This window comes from Levilactobacillus lindianensis, assembly GCF_003946095.1.
Taxonomy (GTDB): domain Bacteria; phylum Bacillota; class Bacilli; order Lactobacillales; family Lactobacillaceae; genus Levilactobacillus; species Levilactobacillus lindianensis.
Window position 1 is genome coordinate 1 of the sequence record NZ_RHOD01000034.1, and the last position, 15,685, is coordinate 15,685.

Genomic DNA, 15,685 nt, shown 5'->3' on the forward strand with positions numbered 1-15,685 from the left:
GGGCTTTTAATTTACAAAAAAATCCTGTTAATAGATTACCACTCTGGCAATCCATCAACAGGAAAAAGTATAGAACCCTTTTTTTTTGCCTTTTTTTACACGAATTCGGTTTATTTAACGGATTTAGCCTTAAAGAGGGGAGCGGTAGCGAATGATTTCAGAGTTGGTGACAGCAGTTATTGAGGCGGCCTGGGCCATTCGGGCCAGTGATATCTATGTGTTGCCTCGAGAAAAGGGCTATCAATTGTATCTACGAGGGTTTCAGGAGCGGCAGTTGTGGCGTGAGGTCTCCACGACGGTTGGAGAACAATTGTTAACGTATCTGAAGTTTCATGCCAATATGGTTGTTAGCGAGAATCGGCGACCACAGGTGGGATCACTAGCTTGGCAAACGGCAGAAATGCCGGTAGATCTGCGACTATCGACGGTGGGCGACTTTGCCGGTCGGGAGTCATTAGTAGTGCGACTCATCTATCCCTATGACACCTTACAGGCAACCTATTTGGCAGCGGGACAGTCGCGAGAGCTCAGTGCCCTTAGCCATCGCCGGGGGTTAATCCTATTCGCGGGCCCCACGGGGTCAGGCAAGACGACAGCAATGTATGCCATGGCCACCCAGCTTGCAGGAAATTCGGTGGTACTCAGTATCAAGGACCCGGTGGAGATTAGGGAATCCCAGTTTATTCAGCTTCAGGTGAATGCCGCTGCGGGGATGACCTATGAGGCCCTGATCAAGGTGGGGCTCCGTCATCGACCGGATGTCTTCATCATTGGTGAAATTCGTGACGCCCTGACAGCTCAGGCGGCGGTTAGGGCCAGTCTAAGCGGTCATCTGGTTCTGAGTACCGTCCACGCTAAAAACGCCCAGGGGACGGTGACACGACTGCGAGAATTAGGGGTGGCCGAAGACGTCTTACGACAGGGGCTTACTGCGGCCTGTTACCAGCGCTTGATTCCGCGACAGCATCAGGGGCCCGCCATTTTATTTGATATTGTCACGGGGCCCGACTTATTTAAAACATCTAATTAAATGACTGAAAGGTGGCGCCAAGATCTTGAAAAAGCACAGCGTATGGGGACGATCTCTGCTCAAGTGGGTCAACGGTTCAAAGAAGGGTAGGTGGCCATTAGCGAGCCAAGCCGTGTTTTGTCAATTATTAGCCGACCAATTAGCCAGTGGCTTCTCCCTCAAACAAGCCGTGACTTTTATACGCCTGGTTGATCCGTCGTTACCGGCGGTGGTTGGCGAGATTGAACAACAGTTGGCCAGTGGCCAGTCTTTTATCCCATTATTGGCGCCTTACCTACAACCCAATGTTTATTTTCAGTTATGGACCATGACGACTTATGGCGAACTAGGCGATGGCCTCCAACATGCCGCTGAAATGTTACGACTGATGGCCACCCAGCGGCAACGCCTGCATCAATTACTCGTCTATCCTGCAGGGTTATTAGTGAGCATGTTGGGACTATTTCTAGCTCTGCAAATTGGGGTCTTGCCACAGCTACAGGCTGGCATGGGGGCAAGCGAAGCGGCAGGTTTTCCCTGGCCGCTGTATCTAACTGTAGGCGGTGGTCTGGTTAGTCTGGCCAGTGGCGTGATTAGTCTTGCTTGGTGGCGACAGCGAACTAGTCTTCAGCGGGCCACAAGTTATCTCAGGTGGCCCATTCTCGGTCGACTCTTTCGCGCCTACTATGCCTACTATCTCGCAGCGACATTAGGCCAACTTGTGCAGAGTGGGCTAAGTGTTCAGCAGATGCTGACGGTGTTACAGCGACTCCCAGTCGAGTCATTACTGGCCCAGTTGGCGTCGGAGTTAAAGAAACGATTGGCCTTGGGGCAAGCCCCCACCACCTGGCTACAGCAACAACCCTATATTGCGCCACAACTGGTGGTGCTTTTACAGAAGGGAAGCACGACGCCTCAGTTGGCTAGAGAACTACAGGCCTTTGGGGTGATGCAGTATCGTGAACTGACGAGACGTTGGGAGGGGGCTCTGGCGGTGGTGCAGCCTTTATTGTTAGGGGTGGTGGCCTTACTGATCGTCGGTGCGTATCTGAGTCTATTACTTCCCATGTATGCAAACTTACAAGGAGTGACGCATGGCTAAACGACACGGGTTTACGTTGGTTGAAATGACCATTGTGCTCTTTATTATTTCGTTATTGGTTCTGATTATCTTGCCTAATTTAAGTGGCCAGCGGCATCGAGCTCAAGGGATTCACCGTGGCGCCATGATGACTGTCGTACAGGGACAAGTCACCGCTTATTTGGATGATCATCAAACGGCAACGACCGTCGATTACGGTGTCCTGGAAAAGTCAGGTTATTTGACGACGCAACAAGTTTCTGAGGCGAAGAGGGAGGGAATTACGATTGTGGCCGATCATACGCAGGCCAGTGGTTAGACATCAAGGCTTCACTCTTTATGAGACACTACTGGTATTAGTCATTGTTACGGGGCTAACTACCTTGGTTGGATTCCAAGCCGGCCATCAACACCAGATCGCTTCAGAAAGAGCCTTCTGGCCAGCCTGGCAACAGGCTTGGACGGCCGGTCGTCAGTGGGCCTTGACCCACCGAAGGATAGTGGACGTCCATATTGATCCTCATAGTGGCCGGACCACCTTTCGTGACGGAGAAACTCACCGTCAAATGCGAACCGTGATGGCCCCACCGGGACTACGTTTACTACCGCCAGCGGCGGATCTAGAGATTCGTCGTAATGGTGTGAGTACCGCACAAACTTTGTGGTGGCATAGCCGGTTTAGCGGAAATTATTGGCAACAAAAATTTCAGATTGGAGGCGCATTGATCTATGTGGAAGCGACGACTGAAGCCCCGTGAGGGTTGGCTCTTACCGGATGCCTTGTTGGCCCTGAGTATCGTGGCATTAACCGTAATCCTGGCACAGCAGATGATTTTGACAACGCAACGGCTCGAACGGATCCGTGAGCGCGAGTTACAACTCGCGCGGGTGGCTCATGATCGCGCACTCATCGCCAGTTTAAAACGATCGTGATCAAACGACAGGGGTTCACGCTCGTGGAGGGGATACTGGCACTGGTCGTGGCTGCGGGGATGTTTGTTTTGGCTACCGGGACTGCGCGCGGACTCATGCGGCCGATGCGATGGGACCCCATTGCCTGGTATCAAGTGATCCAGATTCTGGAGCAACCGGGTCGGTATCGCGTGACGACCGTTCACCGGCATAGCTTAGAGCTGATTGATGCCAAACCGACGCGTCATGCCCTTCGTCTAGGCGTCAACCATAAGGGCGTTTTACGGCTAACCAATGAGAACGGCCAGGGCTATTATCCGTTGTTACGACAAGTCACAGCGATGGATTGGACCGTAACAAAAACGGCGGGGGTCGTTCGACTTCGCCTAAAACAGGAGGGATTGTCTTGGCAAACAACACTGGTCGATTTGCGCGGCGACGGGGGTTCTTAACGCTGTGGGCCTTGTTCTTTTTGATGATGGTTAGTCTCTTCTTAGGTCTCCTCAGTGTCGCTCAGGCAGCCAGGCGCGAGACAACTAACGCGTTAATTCGGAGTACCTGGCAAGTAACGAGACGACTTGAACAGGAAAGACGGCGTGATATAAAGCACGGTCGTTCGCCGAAGCAACGGCAAAGATTGCTTGAATAACTTTGGGAAAATCGGTAGTATAGATAGCAGAAACAATGTATTCTGCAAATTTTCCAAGGAGGCGAAGCGTGCTGTCACAAGAACAGACTGAAGCGCTCTTCAAAGTTTTGGATGAATCGACAACGATTCTTCAGACAGCGCTAAAAACATCCTATTTAGATGCGTTCATTGAAACGGGAGATAACCTACTAAATGGTCGAGTGCAGGTCGAAGATGGCCAGCCAGACGATCAGACAGCCGCCAAATTGACGACCCTCTATCAGGGAGCCGACTGGCAAAAGATGACGGCCGAAACGGTGCGACGGGCCGTGCAACTGGCCATGTTGAAAGCCATTCGAGTCGATGATATTCAGGCCAATCACCAACTAACGCCAGATACCATTGCTTATATCATGGGCTATCTGGTGACCCGTCTTGAGAAGGGCAAGCAACACTTGTCAGTACTGGATTTAACCGTGGGAACCGGGAATCTACTGACGGCCGTCTTGTCACAACTCAAGGAAGTCGTTGCCGGTGATATCTCGGCTTATGGGGTCGACAACGACGATACCATGCTGGCGATTGCGCAAACCTCGAGTGATTTGCAACAATTACCGGTTGAACTCATTCATCAAGACGCCTTGGAACGGCTGTTAGTTCCAGCCAGCGACTTGATCGTCGCCGACTTACCAATTGGGTACTATCCGATTGATGACAACGCCGCTAATTTCGAGACACATGCCAAATCCGGACATTCATTCGTTCATCACCTGTTATTAGAGCAGGCGGTAAACCAGTTGAACCCGGGTGGCGTCGGCGTCTTCTTAGTACCAACCCAGCTCTTCCAAACTGACGAAGCCAAGGGACTGTTGAAGTGGGCGGCACAAAATGCCTACTTGCAAGGGCTCTTAAACTTGCCAAGTGAACTGTTCATGAACGCCAACGCACAGAAGGCTATTCTGATCTTACAGAAGCCGGGTGCCGGGGCTAAACAAGTTGAACAGGTGATGTTGGGCGAGTTCCCTTCATTCAAGAATCAATCAGCATTTCAAAAGTTTGTGGCGGAGATCGTCCAGTGGGAAGAACAGAATCTACTGACGGACCGCTCATAAGAAGGAGAAAATCACATGGGAAAATCATTAGCAATTAATGCCGGAAGTTCTACATTGAAGTTCAAATTGTTCCAAATGCCTGAAGAATCAGTTATTGCCGAAGGGGCAATTGAACGAATCGGATTGGGTAACTCCTTAGTTGAAATCAAGTATGGTGATGGACAGAAGTACGAAACCCACCAAGATGTTGACGATCACAAGGAAGCCATTCAATTGATGTTAGACCAATTGACAGAATTGAAGATCATTAAGGACTTTAACGAAATCACTGGGATTGGTCATCGAATCGTGGCCGGGGGCCAAGAATTCAAGGACTCCGCAGTTATCGATGACGACGTGCTACAAAAGATTGAAGACCTTTCCGAATATGCACCGCTGCATAACCCAGCGGCCGCAATGGGAATCAAGGCATTTAAGAAGATTTTACCAAACGTCCTGAGTGTTGCCGTCTTTGACACCTCCTTCCACACGACGATGCCAGAAGTCAATTACATGTACGCAATCCCTTATGAATACTACGAAAAGTATGGGGCCCGGAAGTATGGGGCCCACGGGACGAGTCATCGTTACGTGGCTGGTCGTGCCGCTGCCATGTTAGGTAAGCCACTTGAAGACTTGAAGCTGATCACCTTGCATTTGGGAGCTGGTGCTTCTATCACGGCGATTAAGAATGGTAAGTCTTACGATACGTCCATGGGCTTCACGCCATTAGCCGGGATCGAAATGGCTACCCGTTCAGGTGATATTGATGCCTCCTTAGTATCCTTCTTGATGGAAAAACTCAACATCAAGGATCCTAACGACATGATCAATATTTTGAACAAGAAGTCTGGTTTGCTGGGTGTTTCTGGTGTATCTGCGGATATGCGGGACCTGGAAAAGGTTCAAGACAAGAACCACCGTGCTAAGTTGGCACGGGACATCTTTATCAGCCGGATCGTTCGCTACGTTGGGGCATACATCGCCGAATTAGGTGGTGTCGATGCCATCGTTTACACGGCGGGTGTTGGTGAAAACGATATTACGATTCGTCAAGAAGTTGCCGATAAGCTAGCTTACTTTGGTATCGGTGTTGATCCTGAAAAGAACAATATTCGTGGGGTTGAACGCGACTTGAGTAAGGATGGGTCAACGGTTAAGACGTTGTTGATTCCAACGGATGAAGAGTTAATGATCGTTCGCGATATTGAACGGCTTCGTAAATAATTAAATCAATCCAGAGAACACGCCAGAGATGGGGTGTTCTTTTTTTGTTCGTTAGTTGAATAAATTTCACCTTATAATTTCAAAAGTGAGAAAAAGTGCATAACCGCGGGGCTACGGGAAAATTCGGTCACTGCCCTTACCAGCTCATAGATTGGTATTACCAGTGGGGGTGTGTATAATATTATTCAACAAAGGGGAGGATATGATGAAAGACAGTCAACTTAACAATGAGCAAGAATTCTCTCGCGGATTGCAAAGCCGACACGTCCAGCTGATTGCGCTTGGGGGTACAATCGGTACGGGACTGTTTCTGGGAGCGGGCCAATCAATTCATTTGGCCGGCCCCGCAATCATTCTCGCTTATCTTATTACGGGAATTATGTGTTTTTTACTTATGCGGGCTTTAGGAGAGCTCCTGCTCTCAGACCTTAATGTGCATTCTTACATTGATTTTATTCAACGCTACTTAGGTGACAATCTCAGTTTCGTTGCGGGGTGGACCTACTGGGTTTGCTGGATTACGATTGCCATGGCCGAGGTGACGGCCGCTGGTCAATACATGGAATTCTGGTTCCCACAGCTGCCACAGTGGGTGACAGGAATCGTGATGTTAGGAATTCTCTTGGCACTTAACTCAGTGACGGTGAGTGCCTTTGGTGAGACCGAATTCTGGTTTGCGATCGTTAAAATTGTGGCGATCGTTGCCTTGATTTTAGCCGGGGCTTACATGGTCGCTGTTCATTTTCCGACACCGGCCGGGCACGCTAGCGTGATGAATCTCACGCAAGGCGGGTTCTTTGCCCACGGGGCTAAAGGCTTCTTCCTAGCCTTTCAGATGGTCCTTTTCAGTTTCGTGGGGATCGAAATGGTGGGGATGACCGCGTCAGAAACGGCCAACCCACGGAAAGTCATTCCCAAGGCAATCAACGAGATTCCCATGCGGATCATTCTTTTCTACTTGGGATCGCTTATCGCGTTGATGTGCATCTACCCTTGGCAAGCTGTTTCGCCAACCAGCAGTCCCTTTGTTCAGGTGTTTAAGAACGTGGGTATCAAGTCGGCAGCGGCCGTCATCAACTTTGTTGTCTTGACCGCTGCGGCTTCGGCCTGCAACAGCTCCTTATTTACAACGGGACGGATGCTCTTCTCCCTGACATATCAGGGGAAAGGTCGATTTGATCGGCGGATGGGGACCTTGTCTAAGCAACAGGTACCCGTGCATGCACTACGTTTCTCCACGTTGGTCATTGCGATTTCTGTTTTCCTTAATCTCATCATGCCAGGACACGTCTTTTCCTTTATTGCTAGTGTGGCCACGACCTGCTTCTTGTTTATTTGGGGGTTAATTGTATTGGCTCACTTGAAGTATAAGAAGCAATTGCTGGCAACCGGACAGGCTGGTCACGGATTTTCGATGCCATTCTTCCCACTGAGTGACTACCTGATTCTGGCATTTCTTGCCATGGTTGGGGTGGTTCTCCTGTTCCGGACGGATACCTTGATTGCCCTCATGGGGTCAATTCTCTGGCTCGTCACCTTGAGCTGGGGCAAGCGGGTTCACGATCGTCGTCAGGCAATGGCGGTTAGTGACCCAGATGACTAGTTGATAAATAATAATCAGGCCAATTTCCGTAGGGAAGTTGGCCTTTTTGGATCTTTGAAGGCGGCGAAGTTGGGATTTAAGTGCTACGATAGGAGTAATTGAAAATACTGGAGGAATTGTGATGAGAGAAGTTACGCTTAATGGAACCACGGTTCCGGCAATTGGGATTGGTACCTGGCATATGGGCGATCACGCGGATCGACGGGAGTCGGAGATTGCGGCGATTCAAGCGGGAATCCAGGCTGGAGCTCGCGTCGTCGACACAGCGGAAATGTATGGCTCTGGTCGTTCCGAAAGCTTGGTCGGCGAGGCTTTGGTACCCTTTAAACGAGAGGACCTTTTCTTAATCTCCAAGGTCCTGCCAGAAAATGCGTCCCGGGATCGGATGCAGACCAGTTTAGAAGCCAGTCTTAACCGCCTACGGACCAATTATTTGGATCTTTACCTGTATCACTGGCGTGGTAACGTGCCACTGTCAGAAACAATCGCAGAACTACAACGCCTCCAAGAAACCGGACTGATTCGCCGTTGGGGTGTTTCTAACTTTGATGCGGCGGACCTCCAGGAACTTTGGGCGTTACCGGCTGGTCCTAAGGTGGCCGCCAATGAGGATCTCTATCATTTAGGGAGTCGAGGCGTGGAATATGCCGTCTTACCCTGGCAACGCGCACATGACGTTCCGTTCATTGCGTACTCACCGATTGCTCAAGGGGACACCCATGGGCATGAGCTAGCTAGCAATCCGGTGGTAAAAGAGATTGCGGCGGCTCATCGAGTTGGTATCTATGAAATTTTATTGGCTTGGGTCATCAGTCATGACCAAGTACTGGCAATTCCTCAGACGAGTTCCGTGGCACACATGCAGGCCAATATTGCGGCGGCGCGGTTGACTCTGACTGCCGATGAGCTCTCGGCGCTGGATCACCAGTTTCCCAAGCCCACGACGGCAACACCGTTAGATATTCTATAAGGAGGCGTCATTTTGCAATATTTTACGTCAGATACGCATTTCTTTCATGCGGATCTCTTGGGGATGAATGATTTTGCTCCCCGGCCATTTGCTTCGGTGGATGAAATGAATCAAACGATTATCGATAACTGGAACGCTCGTGTGGCGCCTACGGATACCGTGTACCACCTGGGGGATATCGCCCTGTACTTTACCAAGCCTGCCGTGAAATCGGATGAGGCGGTGGCTAACGTGCTATCGCAACTCAATGGGCACCTTGAACTAATCAAGGGGAATCATGATAGTCGCGCGCTCTTCAAGTACTTAGCTGCACACAATCCCGTCGATCATGGTCAGCCCAAGTATAGTTTTCATGATGTCGGGGTGCTGATTAAATATGACCATCGGCAGTATTACATGACCCATTACCCTATGATGCTGGGAATCGTCAATCAGATTATCAACTTGCACGGCCATATTCATCACTATGCCGTTCCCGTCAAAGAGAATATCAATGTCGGAGTTGATACCCCTGAACAGCGCTACCTAGCGGAAAAGGTGCCATTTGGAACCCCGTTCGCCACTTCAGAAATCGAAGAGATGGTCACCGGAAAGGCTCAGGAATTCCAGGAAAAGCAATAGCGCTTGACCGGGGTCTCCGGATGCCGTAGGATTAAACTCAGTGTTAAAGGAGTGTCAGCATGGAACGTATCACGTTATTACACACGAATGATCTCCATTCCCATTTCGAAAATTGGCCTCGAATCCGGCGGTATCTGTTAGCCACCAAAGAACATGATCTTGCTGCTGGCAATGCCGTCTATACTTTTGACCTGGGGGACAATGTTGACCGGGCTCATCCGGTGACGGAAGCCACTCTAGGCCAACGCAACGTGACCCTGATGAACCAGATCGGGTATGATGCCGTGACTATCGGGAATAACGAAGGGCTGACACTCAACCATAAACAATTAAATCAGCTCTATGACTATGCGAATTTTCCAGTTGTTCTGGGAAACCTGTTGACGGCTGATACTCAGGAGAGACCGGACTGGGCTCAGGATCATCGGCTCTTAGTGACGCCAGCTGGTACCCGAGTCCTGGTACTAGGGCTTACCGCGCCCTATCAATTAACCTATCCTTTACTGGGGTGGGCGGTTGTGCAAGCCGATCGTGCGTTAACACAGCTCTTGGCAAGGTATGCTGGGCAGTACGATCTCTGTGTTTTGCTGTCCCACCTAGGGATTAATGTGGACCGGCAACTAGCCAAACGCTTTCCGCAACTGACCGTGATTATTGGCAGTCACACCCACCATCTCTTGGTGCATGGCGAACAGCAGGGACAGAGTCTGCTGGCTGCTGCCGGCAAATTTGGACGGTACGTCGGGCGAATTGAACTCGAGGTGGGCTCGGACCACCGTTTGCTGAAGGGAACCGCCGGTGTCGTGACCACAGCGGACTTGCCGGTATTACCGGCAGATATGGCTGAGATTGCGAATCTGGAACAGATGGGTCACGACATCTTAGCCGAGCAGCGGGTAGCGAAAATTCCGGCGACCATGGAGGCGGATCCATTTGGCCATCCCCGGATCGTTCAGGAGGGGCTGCATGCTATCGCGGAGTACGCGGGTACCCAGGCGGCCATGCTGAACTCAGGACTATTTCTCCATGACTTGCCGCGCGGCGTGGTCACACAGGACCAATTACATACGATCCTGCCGCACAGCATGCACGTCATGCGCGTGACTCTCAATGGGTACGACCTCTGGCGTTTGATTCAGGAAGCGGAACAAGCCCGACTTTTTCTGCGGCATTTTCCACAACGCGGCATGGGCTTTCGCGGTAAGGTCTTTGGTGAGCTGAATTATCTGGGGATTGCCTATGATCCGCAGACTCACCAGGTCACTTGGCGCGGTGAGCCAGTCTCCCCGATTCGTCAGTACACGCTAGCGGTTGTGGATCACTACTTATTCGTACCGTTTTTCCCAACGATTTCAATTGTTGGAAAGAATGAACTCTTTTATCATGACTTATTGCGGGAGGTGTTCGCCCAGTATCTCGGACGACATTATCCCTTGAACACAGACCGGAAAGGATGAAGACGTTGGATCGTAAGGAATTGGAGGCACTCGTTGCCGAGCAACGCGAAAGTCGAGAACCAGTTGCCGAAGTGGTACGGGGGGATGAAACCCACCTGACGATCAACGGCCACCCGTATGAGCTGGTCGCAAACGTTCGGAATGGCTTCGACTTTTTGGAGTTTTCACGACGGTTTAGTACCATTTTGAGTAAATTTGACTACATTGTGGGCGACTGGGGCTTTGAGCAATTACGTTTGAAGGGATTTTATGCGGAAGATCGTGCGGGAGCCAAACAAAATCAGATTGACGCCGTACAAGATTATCTGTATGAATCCTGTAATTTTGGGTGTGCCTATTTTATTTTGCATAACTTAGATGTGAAGGCCGCTCCTAAGCCACGGCGCAGTCGCTCCCGGCGGCGTAACCGTGGTGGTTCGGGTCAGAGTAAACGGCCACAGGGCGAAAAGACTGCGCAACAGTCGAAGGCTCCCCAGAAGGCAGCAACGGCTAAGCCAGTCGCCAACAAAGGGCATGATGGGGGGGCCCAGAAGCCCAAGTCAACGAGTGGGGCCAACAATGGATCTCGGCGACGGCGTTCACGACATTCGCGTCACCGTAACACGGCCCATCCATATACTGAAGAGCGCCGTCAGACGACGAAACCAGCCGAAAAGGCCACCAAGACGGTGACCGTTGCGACTGGTGGTCAGGGTCGGCGACACTTTACCATTCGGCAGAAAAAAGAAGAGTAGGGAGAGTTTGCGTTGAAAGACTACCAGGCTTATTTAATTGATTTGGACGGGACCGTGTATGCGGGCACCAAGCGTTATCCAGCGGCCAAGCGGTTTATCGAACGGCTTCAAGCGGCCCAAATCCCTTTTAAGTTTGTCACGAACAACACCACCCAGCTACCACAGGCCGTGGTGAATAATCTTGACCACAACCATGATATTCATGTCACACCTGAGAACGTCTACACGGCAGGGCTGGCGACGGCGGATTATCTAGACCAAATCGCCGGGGAGACCGAGAAGCGTACGGTCTATGTCGTCGGTGAAATTGGGTTGAAACAGGCACTAGCTACGAAAGGTTTTACCGTTGACGAGGAGCATCCGACCTACGTCGTTGTTGGATTGGATAGCGATGTTACCTATGAGAAATTCGCCAAGGCAGTGTTAGCCGTCCGGAGTGGGTCGACGTTTATCGGCACCAACTCAGATTCGAATATTCCTAAGGCTCGGGGCTTGATGCCGGGTGCGGGAGCGCTGGTTGATCTGGTTCGCTATGCCACGCAGCAGCAGCCGATTATGATTGGTAAACCAGAGCCCATCATCTTACAGAATTCGCTACGGCAACTGGGAGTAGCCCCTGAACACGCGCTCATGATTGGGGATAACTATCACACGGACATCCTGGCAGGCATTCACGCTCACGTGGACACGTTACTGGTCTATACGGGGGTCTCGACCCCAGATCAGGTGGCCGCCCAGGACGTCCCGCCAACCTATACGGTGCCCTCTTTGGATCATTGGGATTTCGAGGTGGGGCCGCGTGGCTAAATGGCAGCGGACAATCGGACTAACGGCCGTCTTTTTGGCCTTGGTGACGCTGAGTATTCTCTTGACGATTAATTCTGTTTGGCTGTATCGCTTGGATATTAGTTGGCTTCATATTAGCCGAACGGTGGGGATGAGTACCGCACGCCTGATGCATAACTATGGTCAGATGCTTGCCTACCTGGAGTTTCCTTGGGTCACGGATTTAAGTATGTCTGATTTTCCCACTTCATTTACGGGAATGGTTCACTTTCACGATGTTAAAACATTGTTTCTAATTAATAATTTGGTTTTCATTGTGACCATCACGCCAGCGTGGCTCTACTTGCGGCAATTGCGACGGGAGGCAGCCGAGTGGCAGTTATTACGACCGATCAAGGTGGCTGCGGTGGTACCATTAGTCTTGGCCGCCAGCATGGCGATTAATTTTCAAGGATTCTTCGTGGCCTTTCACGAGGTGCTATTTCGAAATAATGACTGGCTGTTTGATCCAGATCTCGATCCGGTGATCACGGCTTTGCCAGATACGTTCTTCCTGCATTGCTTTGTCTTGGCATTCCTACTTTTCGAAGCAGGTCTGGGCTGGCTTTACTGGCGAGGGCGTCAAGCCATTAAACGGGCATAAGAAAAGCGCAATCGATTTAAGTCGATTGCGCTTTTTAAATTGACTGATTAATCTTCTTCCGGTGTGCGTGACGCTGGTTTTTGTCGCCCCTTGAGCCAGCCAACGATGGCAGGAATCAGTGAGATAATGATGATTCCTAGAACGACGGCTGAGAAGTGGGCCTTGACGAAGGGAATGTTACCGAAGAAGTAACCTCCACCGCAGCAGATTAGGACCCATGTAATGGCAGCACTCACATTGTATTGGAGGAACCGACGATAAGGGAATTGGGAACCGGCGGCCGTGAAGGGCACGAAGGTTCGGATGATTGGCATGAACCGTCCCAAGAAGATGGCGAGCGGTCCGTGCTTGCGAAAGAATTTTTCCGACTGGGCTAATTTATCCTTATTGATGAGTCGGCCAAACCATGAATGGTTAGACAAGGCGGCTCCAGCTCGTTGGCCTAAGAAGAAATTAAGTGAGTCTCCACCGACAGCGGCAAGAAGGAATAATCCACCGAATAGCCAGATGTTAAGGCCATAGGCGGGATTGGCTGCCAAGGCAGCTGCGGCGAATAATAGCGAATCACCAGGTAAAAATGGCAGGATGACGGCACCCGTTTCCACGAAAACCACTGCAAACAAGATGAAGTAAGTCCATCCTCCAAAGGTATTAACGATATTGACTAAGTGCGCATCGATGTGCAGGACAAAGTCGATTAAGTAGGCCATGTGATAATTCTCCCTCTCCGATAGTTTAATGTAGCCACATTATAAGGGATCTTGTCGGATAAAGCAGAGAAATCGCGGAAACTTAACAGAATCATGAAGATTTATTAATGAAAAGGCGTATCCTGTTCGCCGATATCATCGTGGGCGAGCCGGGCGGCAGCGGCTGCGGCAATTGCCCCAACCAGATCATCAAGAAAAGTGTGGATAATACCCGGCTCGTGGGCATTTAGTTTGGCGAGGATGCCAGGCTTGGTCCGATCAATATAGCCATAGTTGGTAAAACCGATGGATCCATAGATATCGACGATTGATAGGGCCATGGTTTCGTCGACACCGTAGAGACCTTCATCGCGTTCGACGATGGTTTGAAGTGGTTCTAAGAGTTCGTGTTTTTCGGCCGAGATGTCGAGTTGAATTCCAGTGATGACGGCATTTTGAACTTCGCGTTTGCTGAGAACGGTTTGAACGCTGTCGAGAGCCAGTTCGGCATCCAGGTCTTTAATGTAGTCTTTTTGGAGAAAAATGACGAGTTGCGCGATGTCAGGGAGCGTGACGCCCCGTTGATTGAGTAACGCGATGGTACGTTGTTTTAAGGCAGTAGTTGGTTTGGCCATGAATGAAGTCCCCTTTGAATTGTGATGTGCATCTAGTATAGCACCGGAGTCATCGTTTGCATTTTTAAGCGTTGGCGGTGATAATAGACGTTTAGATAGTGTTAAAAGATATGGAGGATAATTATGACAAAGTTTCCACAAATTGACTTGGCTAACGCCCAGGGCCCCAAGGTAAGTATTGAAACATCTATGGGAACAATTCAGCTGCAGCTCTTCCCCGAGCAAGCACCAAAGACGGTTGAAAACTTTGTGACCCATGCGAAAGCCGGTTATTATGATGGGTTGACGTTCCACCGCGTGATTCCTAACTTTATGATTCAGGGTGGTGACCCAACTGGTACTGGTATGGGTGGCGAAAGTATCTGGGGCCAACCTTTTGAAGATGAATTCTCATCCGAACTGTATAACTTGCGGGGGGCTTTATCCATGGCTAACGCCGGTCCCAATACCAATGGTAGTCAGTTCTTCATCGTTCAGGATACGGATATGACGGAACAGATGCAAAGTCAAATGCGTGATGCTGGTTTTCCCGATGAAATTGTTACGGCCTATAAAGATGGTGGGACACCTTGGTTGGACTTCCGTCACACGGTCTTTGGTCAAGTGATCGAGGGGATGGACATCGTGGATGCCATTGCTAAGGTTAAGACCGATGCCAGTGACCAGCCTGCAACGCCTGTTACGATGGACAAGGTTACGGTTATCGAGTAGATTGTTCTCAGGTAGACTGAACTAATGAGGTGAGACGATGGCATTTCAGATTGGTCAGAAGGTCACAGGGCGAGTTACGGGCATTCAGCCTTATGGCGCGTTCGTCAGTTTGGGCGGACACCGTCAAGGCTTGATTCATATTTCGGAATGTCACTGTGGGTACGTCAAAGATATTCACGATTATTTGAAAGTTAATGAAGAAGTTAATGTGGTGATTCTAGATATTGATGAATATACGGGTAAGATTAGCCTGTCACTACGATGTTTAGAACACGTTGACCTCGGGTCGGAACCAATTGAACACCAGCATCGACACTACTGGACGAATCATCGAATTAATATCGGATTTGAACCGATTGATGAGCGGCTGGCGGGCTGGAAAGCCGAGGCCTTAAACAATTTAGACCAGGAGAAGACGCCCTCTTAGAGGAACGTCTTTTTTTTCTGAAAAAACTGCTTGACCTGATCGGGGATGATTGGTAAGATATTACCTGTTGCTGTTTGAGACGCAAATGCATAAAAATTAAGTGGTTGAATAGCCATACAAATTTAAAACAATGCTTGACGTGTTAAACACTGACTGTTACAATGATTTATGTTGTCTGTTGCGACTAACTGATTTGATTAAATGATTTGTGTTATTGAATATATATACAAGTCGTTGAAAAAGTTGTTGACAGTAATTTCTCAACATGCTATACTTTAAAAGTTGTCACGGCGGTACGTTAACCGCGGCAAGGTAGACCTTTGAAAACTGAACATTGTTTCGACAAACCAAATATGTGTAGGGCGGTTTGATATTTATATCAAACCCAAACAATATTTGCGAAGTCAATTCGCTTTTATAAAAAAAGTAACAACAATCGATGAGCTATTCAAGCCATCATC

Annotated in this window: 20 protein-coding genes; 18 read left to right on the top strand and 2 right to left on the bottom strand. The window is 49.8% G+C overall.

What is annotated here, in order from left to right; all coding sequences use genetic code 11:
• The 16 genes from EKM70_RS11535 to EKM70_RS10210 form a co-directional block, all read left to right on the top strand.
• Window positions 1-183, top strand: a 183-nt coding sequence (locus EKM70_RS11535) for a hypothetical protein (protein WP_225416430.1), incomplete at its 5' end; no start/stop codon positions are given.
• Window positions 167-1,030, top strand: a complete 864-nt coding sequence (comGA, locus tag EKM70_RS10140; RefSeq protein ID WP_225416431.1) for a competence type IV pilus ATPase ComGA — start codon at window positions 167-169, stop codon at window positions 1,028-1,030. The genes EKM70_RS11535 and comGA, both read left to right, overlap by 17 nt.
• A 112-nt stretch (window positions 1,031-1,142) precedes the next feature.
• Complete coding sequence (locus tag EKM70_RS10145; protein ID WP_225416432.1) at window positions 1,143-2,111, top strand: type II secretion system F family protein; 969 nt, start codon at window positions 1,143-1,145, stop codon at window positions 2,109-2,111.
• Complete coding sequence (locus EKM70_RS10150; RefSeq protein WP_125547552.1) at window positions 2,104-2,409, top strand: competence type IV pilus major pilin ComGC; 306 nt, start codon at window positions 2,104-2,106, stop codon at window positions 2,407-2,409. Before EKM70_RS10145 ends, EKM70_RS10150 begins: the two co-directional genes overlap by 8 nt.
• On the top strand, window positions 2,402-2,848 hold the full coding sequence (locus EKM70_RS10155) for a pilus assembly FimT family protein (RefSeq protein WP_125547554.1): 447 nt from the start codon (window positions 2,402-2,404) through the stop codon (window positions 2,846-2,848). The genes EKM70_RS10150 and EKM70_RS10155 overlap by 8 nt, the downstream gene beginning before the upstream one ends.
• Window positions 2,820-3,023, top strand: coding sequence for a hypothetical protein (locus EKM70_RS10160; protein WP_125547556.1), 204 nt, complete (start codon window positions 2,820-2,822; stop codon window positions 3,021-3,023). Before EKM70_RS10155 ends, EKM70_RS10160 begins: the two co-directional genes overlap by 29 nt.
• 23 nt (window positions 3,024-3,046) lie before the next feature.
• Window positions 3,047-3,454: a competence protein ComGF gene (locus tag EKM70_RS10165; RefSeq protein WP_225416433.1), complete on the top strand. Its 408-nt coding sequence runs from the start codon at window positions 3,047-3,049 to the stop codon at window positions 3,452-3,454.
• Between the two features lie 265 nt (window positions 3,455-3,719).
• The gene (locus EKM70_RS10170; protein WP_125547560.1) at window positions 3,720-4,742 is read left to right on the top strand and encodes a class I SAM-dependent methyltransferase; all 1,023 of its coding nucleotides are present in this window, start codon (window positions 3,720-3,722) and stop codon (window positions 4,740-4,742) included.
• 15 nt (window positions 4,743-4,757) lie between these two features.
• Window positions 4,758-5,948, top strand: coding sequence for an acetate/propionate family kinase (locus tag EKM70_RS10175; protein ID WP_125547562.1), 1,191 nt, complete (start codon window positions 4,758-4,760; stop codon window positions 5,946-5,948).
• Between the two features lie 202 nt (window positions 5,949-6,150).
• On the top strand, window positions 6,151-7,551 hold the full coding sequence (locus EKM70_RS10180) for an amino acid permease (RefSeq protein WP_404819871.1): 1,401 nt from the start codon (window positions 6,151-6,153) through the stop codon (window positions 7,549-7,551).
• 121 nt (window positions 7,552-7,672) lie between these two features.
• Window positions 7,673-8,521, top strand: coding sequence for an aldo/keto reductase (locus tag EKM70_RS10185; protein ID WP_125547566.1), 849 nt, complete (start codon window positions 7,673-7,675; stop codon window positions 8,519-8,521).
• Between the two features lie 12 nt (window positions 8,522-8,533).
• Window positions 8,534-9,142 carry a metallophosphoesterase gene (locus EKM70_RS10190; RefSeq protein WP_125547568.1) on the top strand — a complete coding sequence of 203 codons (609 nt, stop codon included), beginning with the start codon at window positions 8,534-8,536 and terminating at the stop codon, window positions 9,140-9,142.
• 59 nt (window positions 9,143-9,201) lie between these two features.
• A complete protein-coding gene (locus EKM70_RS10195) occupies window positions 9,202-10,599 on the top strand; it encodes a bifunctional metallophosphatase/5'-nucleotidase (protein WP_125547570.1) in 1,398 nt (465 codons plus the stop codon).
• Window positions 10,596-11,333 carry a YutD family protein gene (locus tag EKM70_RS10200; protein ID WP_125547572.1) on the top strand — a complete coding sequence of 246 codons (738 nt, stop codon included), beginning with the start codon at window positions 10,596-10,598 and terminating at the stop codon, window positions 11,331-11,333. Before EKM70_RS10195 ends, EKM70_RS10200 begins: the two co-directional genes overlap by 4 nt.
• A 12-nt stretch (window positions 11,334-11,345) precedes the next feature.
• Window positions 11,346-12,140 (top strand): TIGR01457 family HAD-type hydrolase, encoded by a 795-nt coding sequence (locus EKM70_RS10205; RefSeq protein ID WP_125547574.1) that lies wholly within the window; start codon window positions 11,346-11,348, stop codon window positions 12,138-12,140.
• Window positions 12,133-12,762, top strand: a complete 630-nt coding sequence (locus EKM70_RS10210) for a TIGR01906 family membrane protein (protein WP_125547576.1) — start codon at window positions 12,133-12,135, stop codon at window positions 12,760-12,762. The genes EKM70_RS10205 and EKM70_RS10210 overlap by 8 nt, the downstream gene beginning before the upstream one ends.
• Before the next feature lie 47 nt (window positions 12,763-12,809).
• Here the strand turns inward: EKM70_RS10210 and EKM70_RS10215 are convergent, their stop codons facing one another.
• Entirely contained in the window at window positions 12,810-13,472 is a 663-nt protein-coding gene (locus EKM70_RS10215) for a VTT domain-containing protein (protein WP_125547579.1), read from the bottom strand.
• Window positions 13,473-13,576: 104 nt separating this feature from the next.
• Window positions 13,577-14,086 carry a phosphatidylglycerophosphatase A family protein gene (locus EKM70_RS10220; RefSeq protein ID WP_125547581.1) on the bottom strand — a complete coding sequence of 170 codons (510 nt, stop codon included), beginning with the start codon at window positions 14,084-14,086 and terminating at the stop codon, window positions 13,577-13,579.
• A 123-nt stretch (window positions 14,087-14,209) separates the two neighbouring features.
• Between EKM70_RS10220 and EKM70_RS10225 the strand changes: the two genes are divergently transcribed.
• Window positions 14,210-14,797, top strand: a complete 588-nt coding sequence (locus EKM70_RS10225; RefSeq protein WP_125547583.1) for a peptidylprolyl isomerase — start codon at window positions 14,210-14,212, stop codon at window positions 14,795-14,797.
• Window positions 14,798-14,834: 37 nt separating this feature from the next.
• A complete protein-coding gene (locus tag EKM70_RS10230) occupies window positions 14,835-15,224 on the top strand; it encodes a CvfD/Ygs/GSP13 family RNA-binding post-transcriptional regulator (protein ID WP_125547585.1) in 390 nt (129 codons plus the stop codon).
• The last annotated feature ends 461 nt before the right edge of the window (window positions 15,225-15,685 follow it).

Excerpts from the sequence above, each read along its gene's own strand:
- EKM70_RS10150 (WP_125547552.1), top strand. The coding sequence starts at position 2,104 with ATGGCTAAACGACACGGGTTTACGTTGGTTGAAATGACCATTGTGCTC.
- EKM70_RS10160 (WP_125547556.1), top strand. The coding sequence starts at position 2,820 with ATGTGGAAGCGACGACTGAAGCCCCGTGAGGGTTGGCTCTTACCGGAT.
- EKM70_RS10175 (WP_125547562.1), top strand. The coding sequence starts at position 4,758 with ATGGGAAAATCATTAGCAATTAATGCCGGAAGTTCTACATTGAAGTTC.
- EKM70_RS10180 (WP_404819871.1), top strand. The coding sequence starts at position 6,151 with ATGATGAAAGACAGTCAACTTAACAATGAGCAAGAATTCTCTCGCGGA.
- EKM70_RS10185 (WP_125547566.1), top strand. The coding sequence starts at position 7,673 with ATGAGAGAAGTTACGCTTAATGGAACCACGGTTCCGGCAATTGGGATT.
- EKM70_RS10195 (WP_125547570.1), top strand. The coding sequence starts at position 9,202 with ATGGAACGTATCACGTTATTACACACGAATGATCTCCATTCCCATTTC.
- EKM70_RS10200 (WP_125547572.1), top strand. The coding sequence starts at position 10,596 with ATGAAGACGTTGGATCGTAAGGAATTGGAGGCACTCGTTGCCGAGCAA.
- EKM70_RS10215 (WP_125547579.1), bottom strand. The coding sequence starts at position 13,472 with ATGGCCTACTTAATCGACTTTGTCCTGCACATCGATGCGCACTTAGTC.
- EKM70_RS10220 (WP_125547581.1), bottom strand. The coding sequence starts at position 14,086 with ATGGCCAAACCAACTACTGCCTTAAAACAACGTACCATCGCGTTACTC.
- EKM70_RS10225 (WP_125547583.1), top strand. The coding sequence starts at position 14,210 with ATGACAAAGTTTCCACAAATTGACTTGGCTAACGCCCAGGGCCCCAAG.
- EKM70_RS10230 (WP_125547585.1), top strand. The coding sequence starts at position 14,835 with ATGGCATTTCAGATTGGTCAGAAGGTCACAGGGCGAGTTACGGGCATT.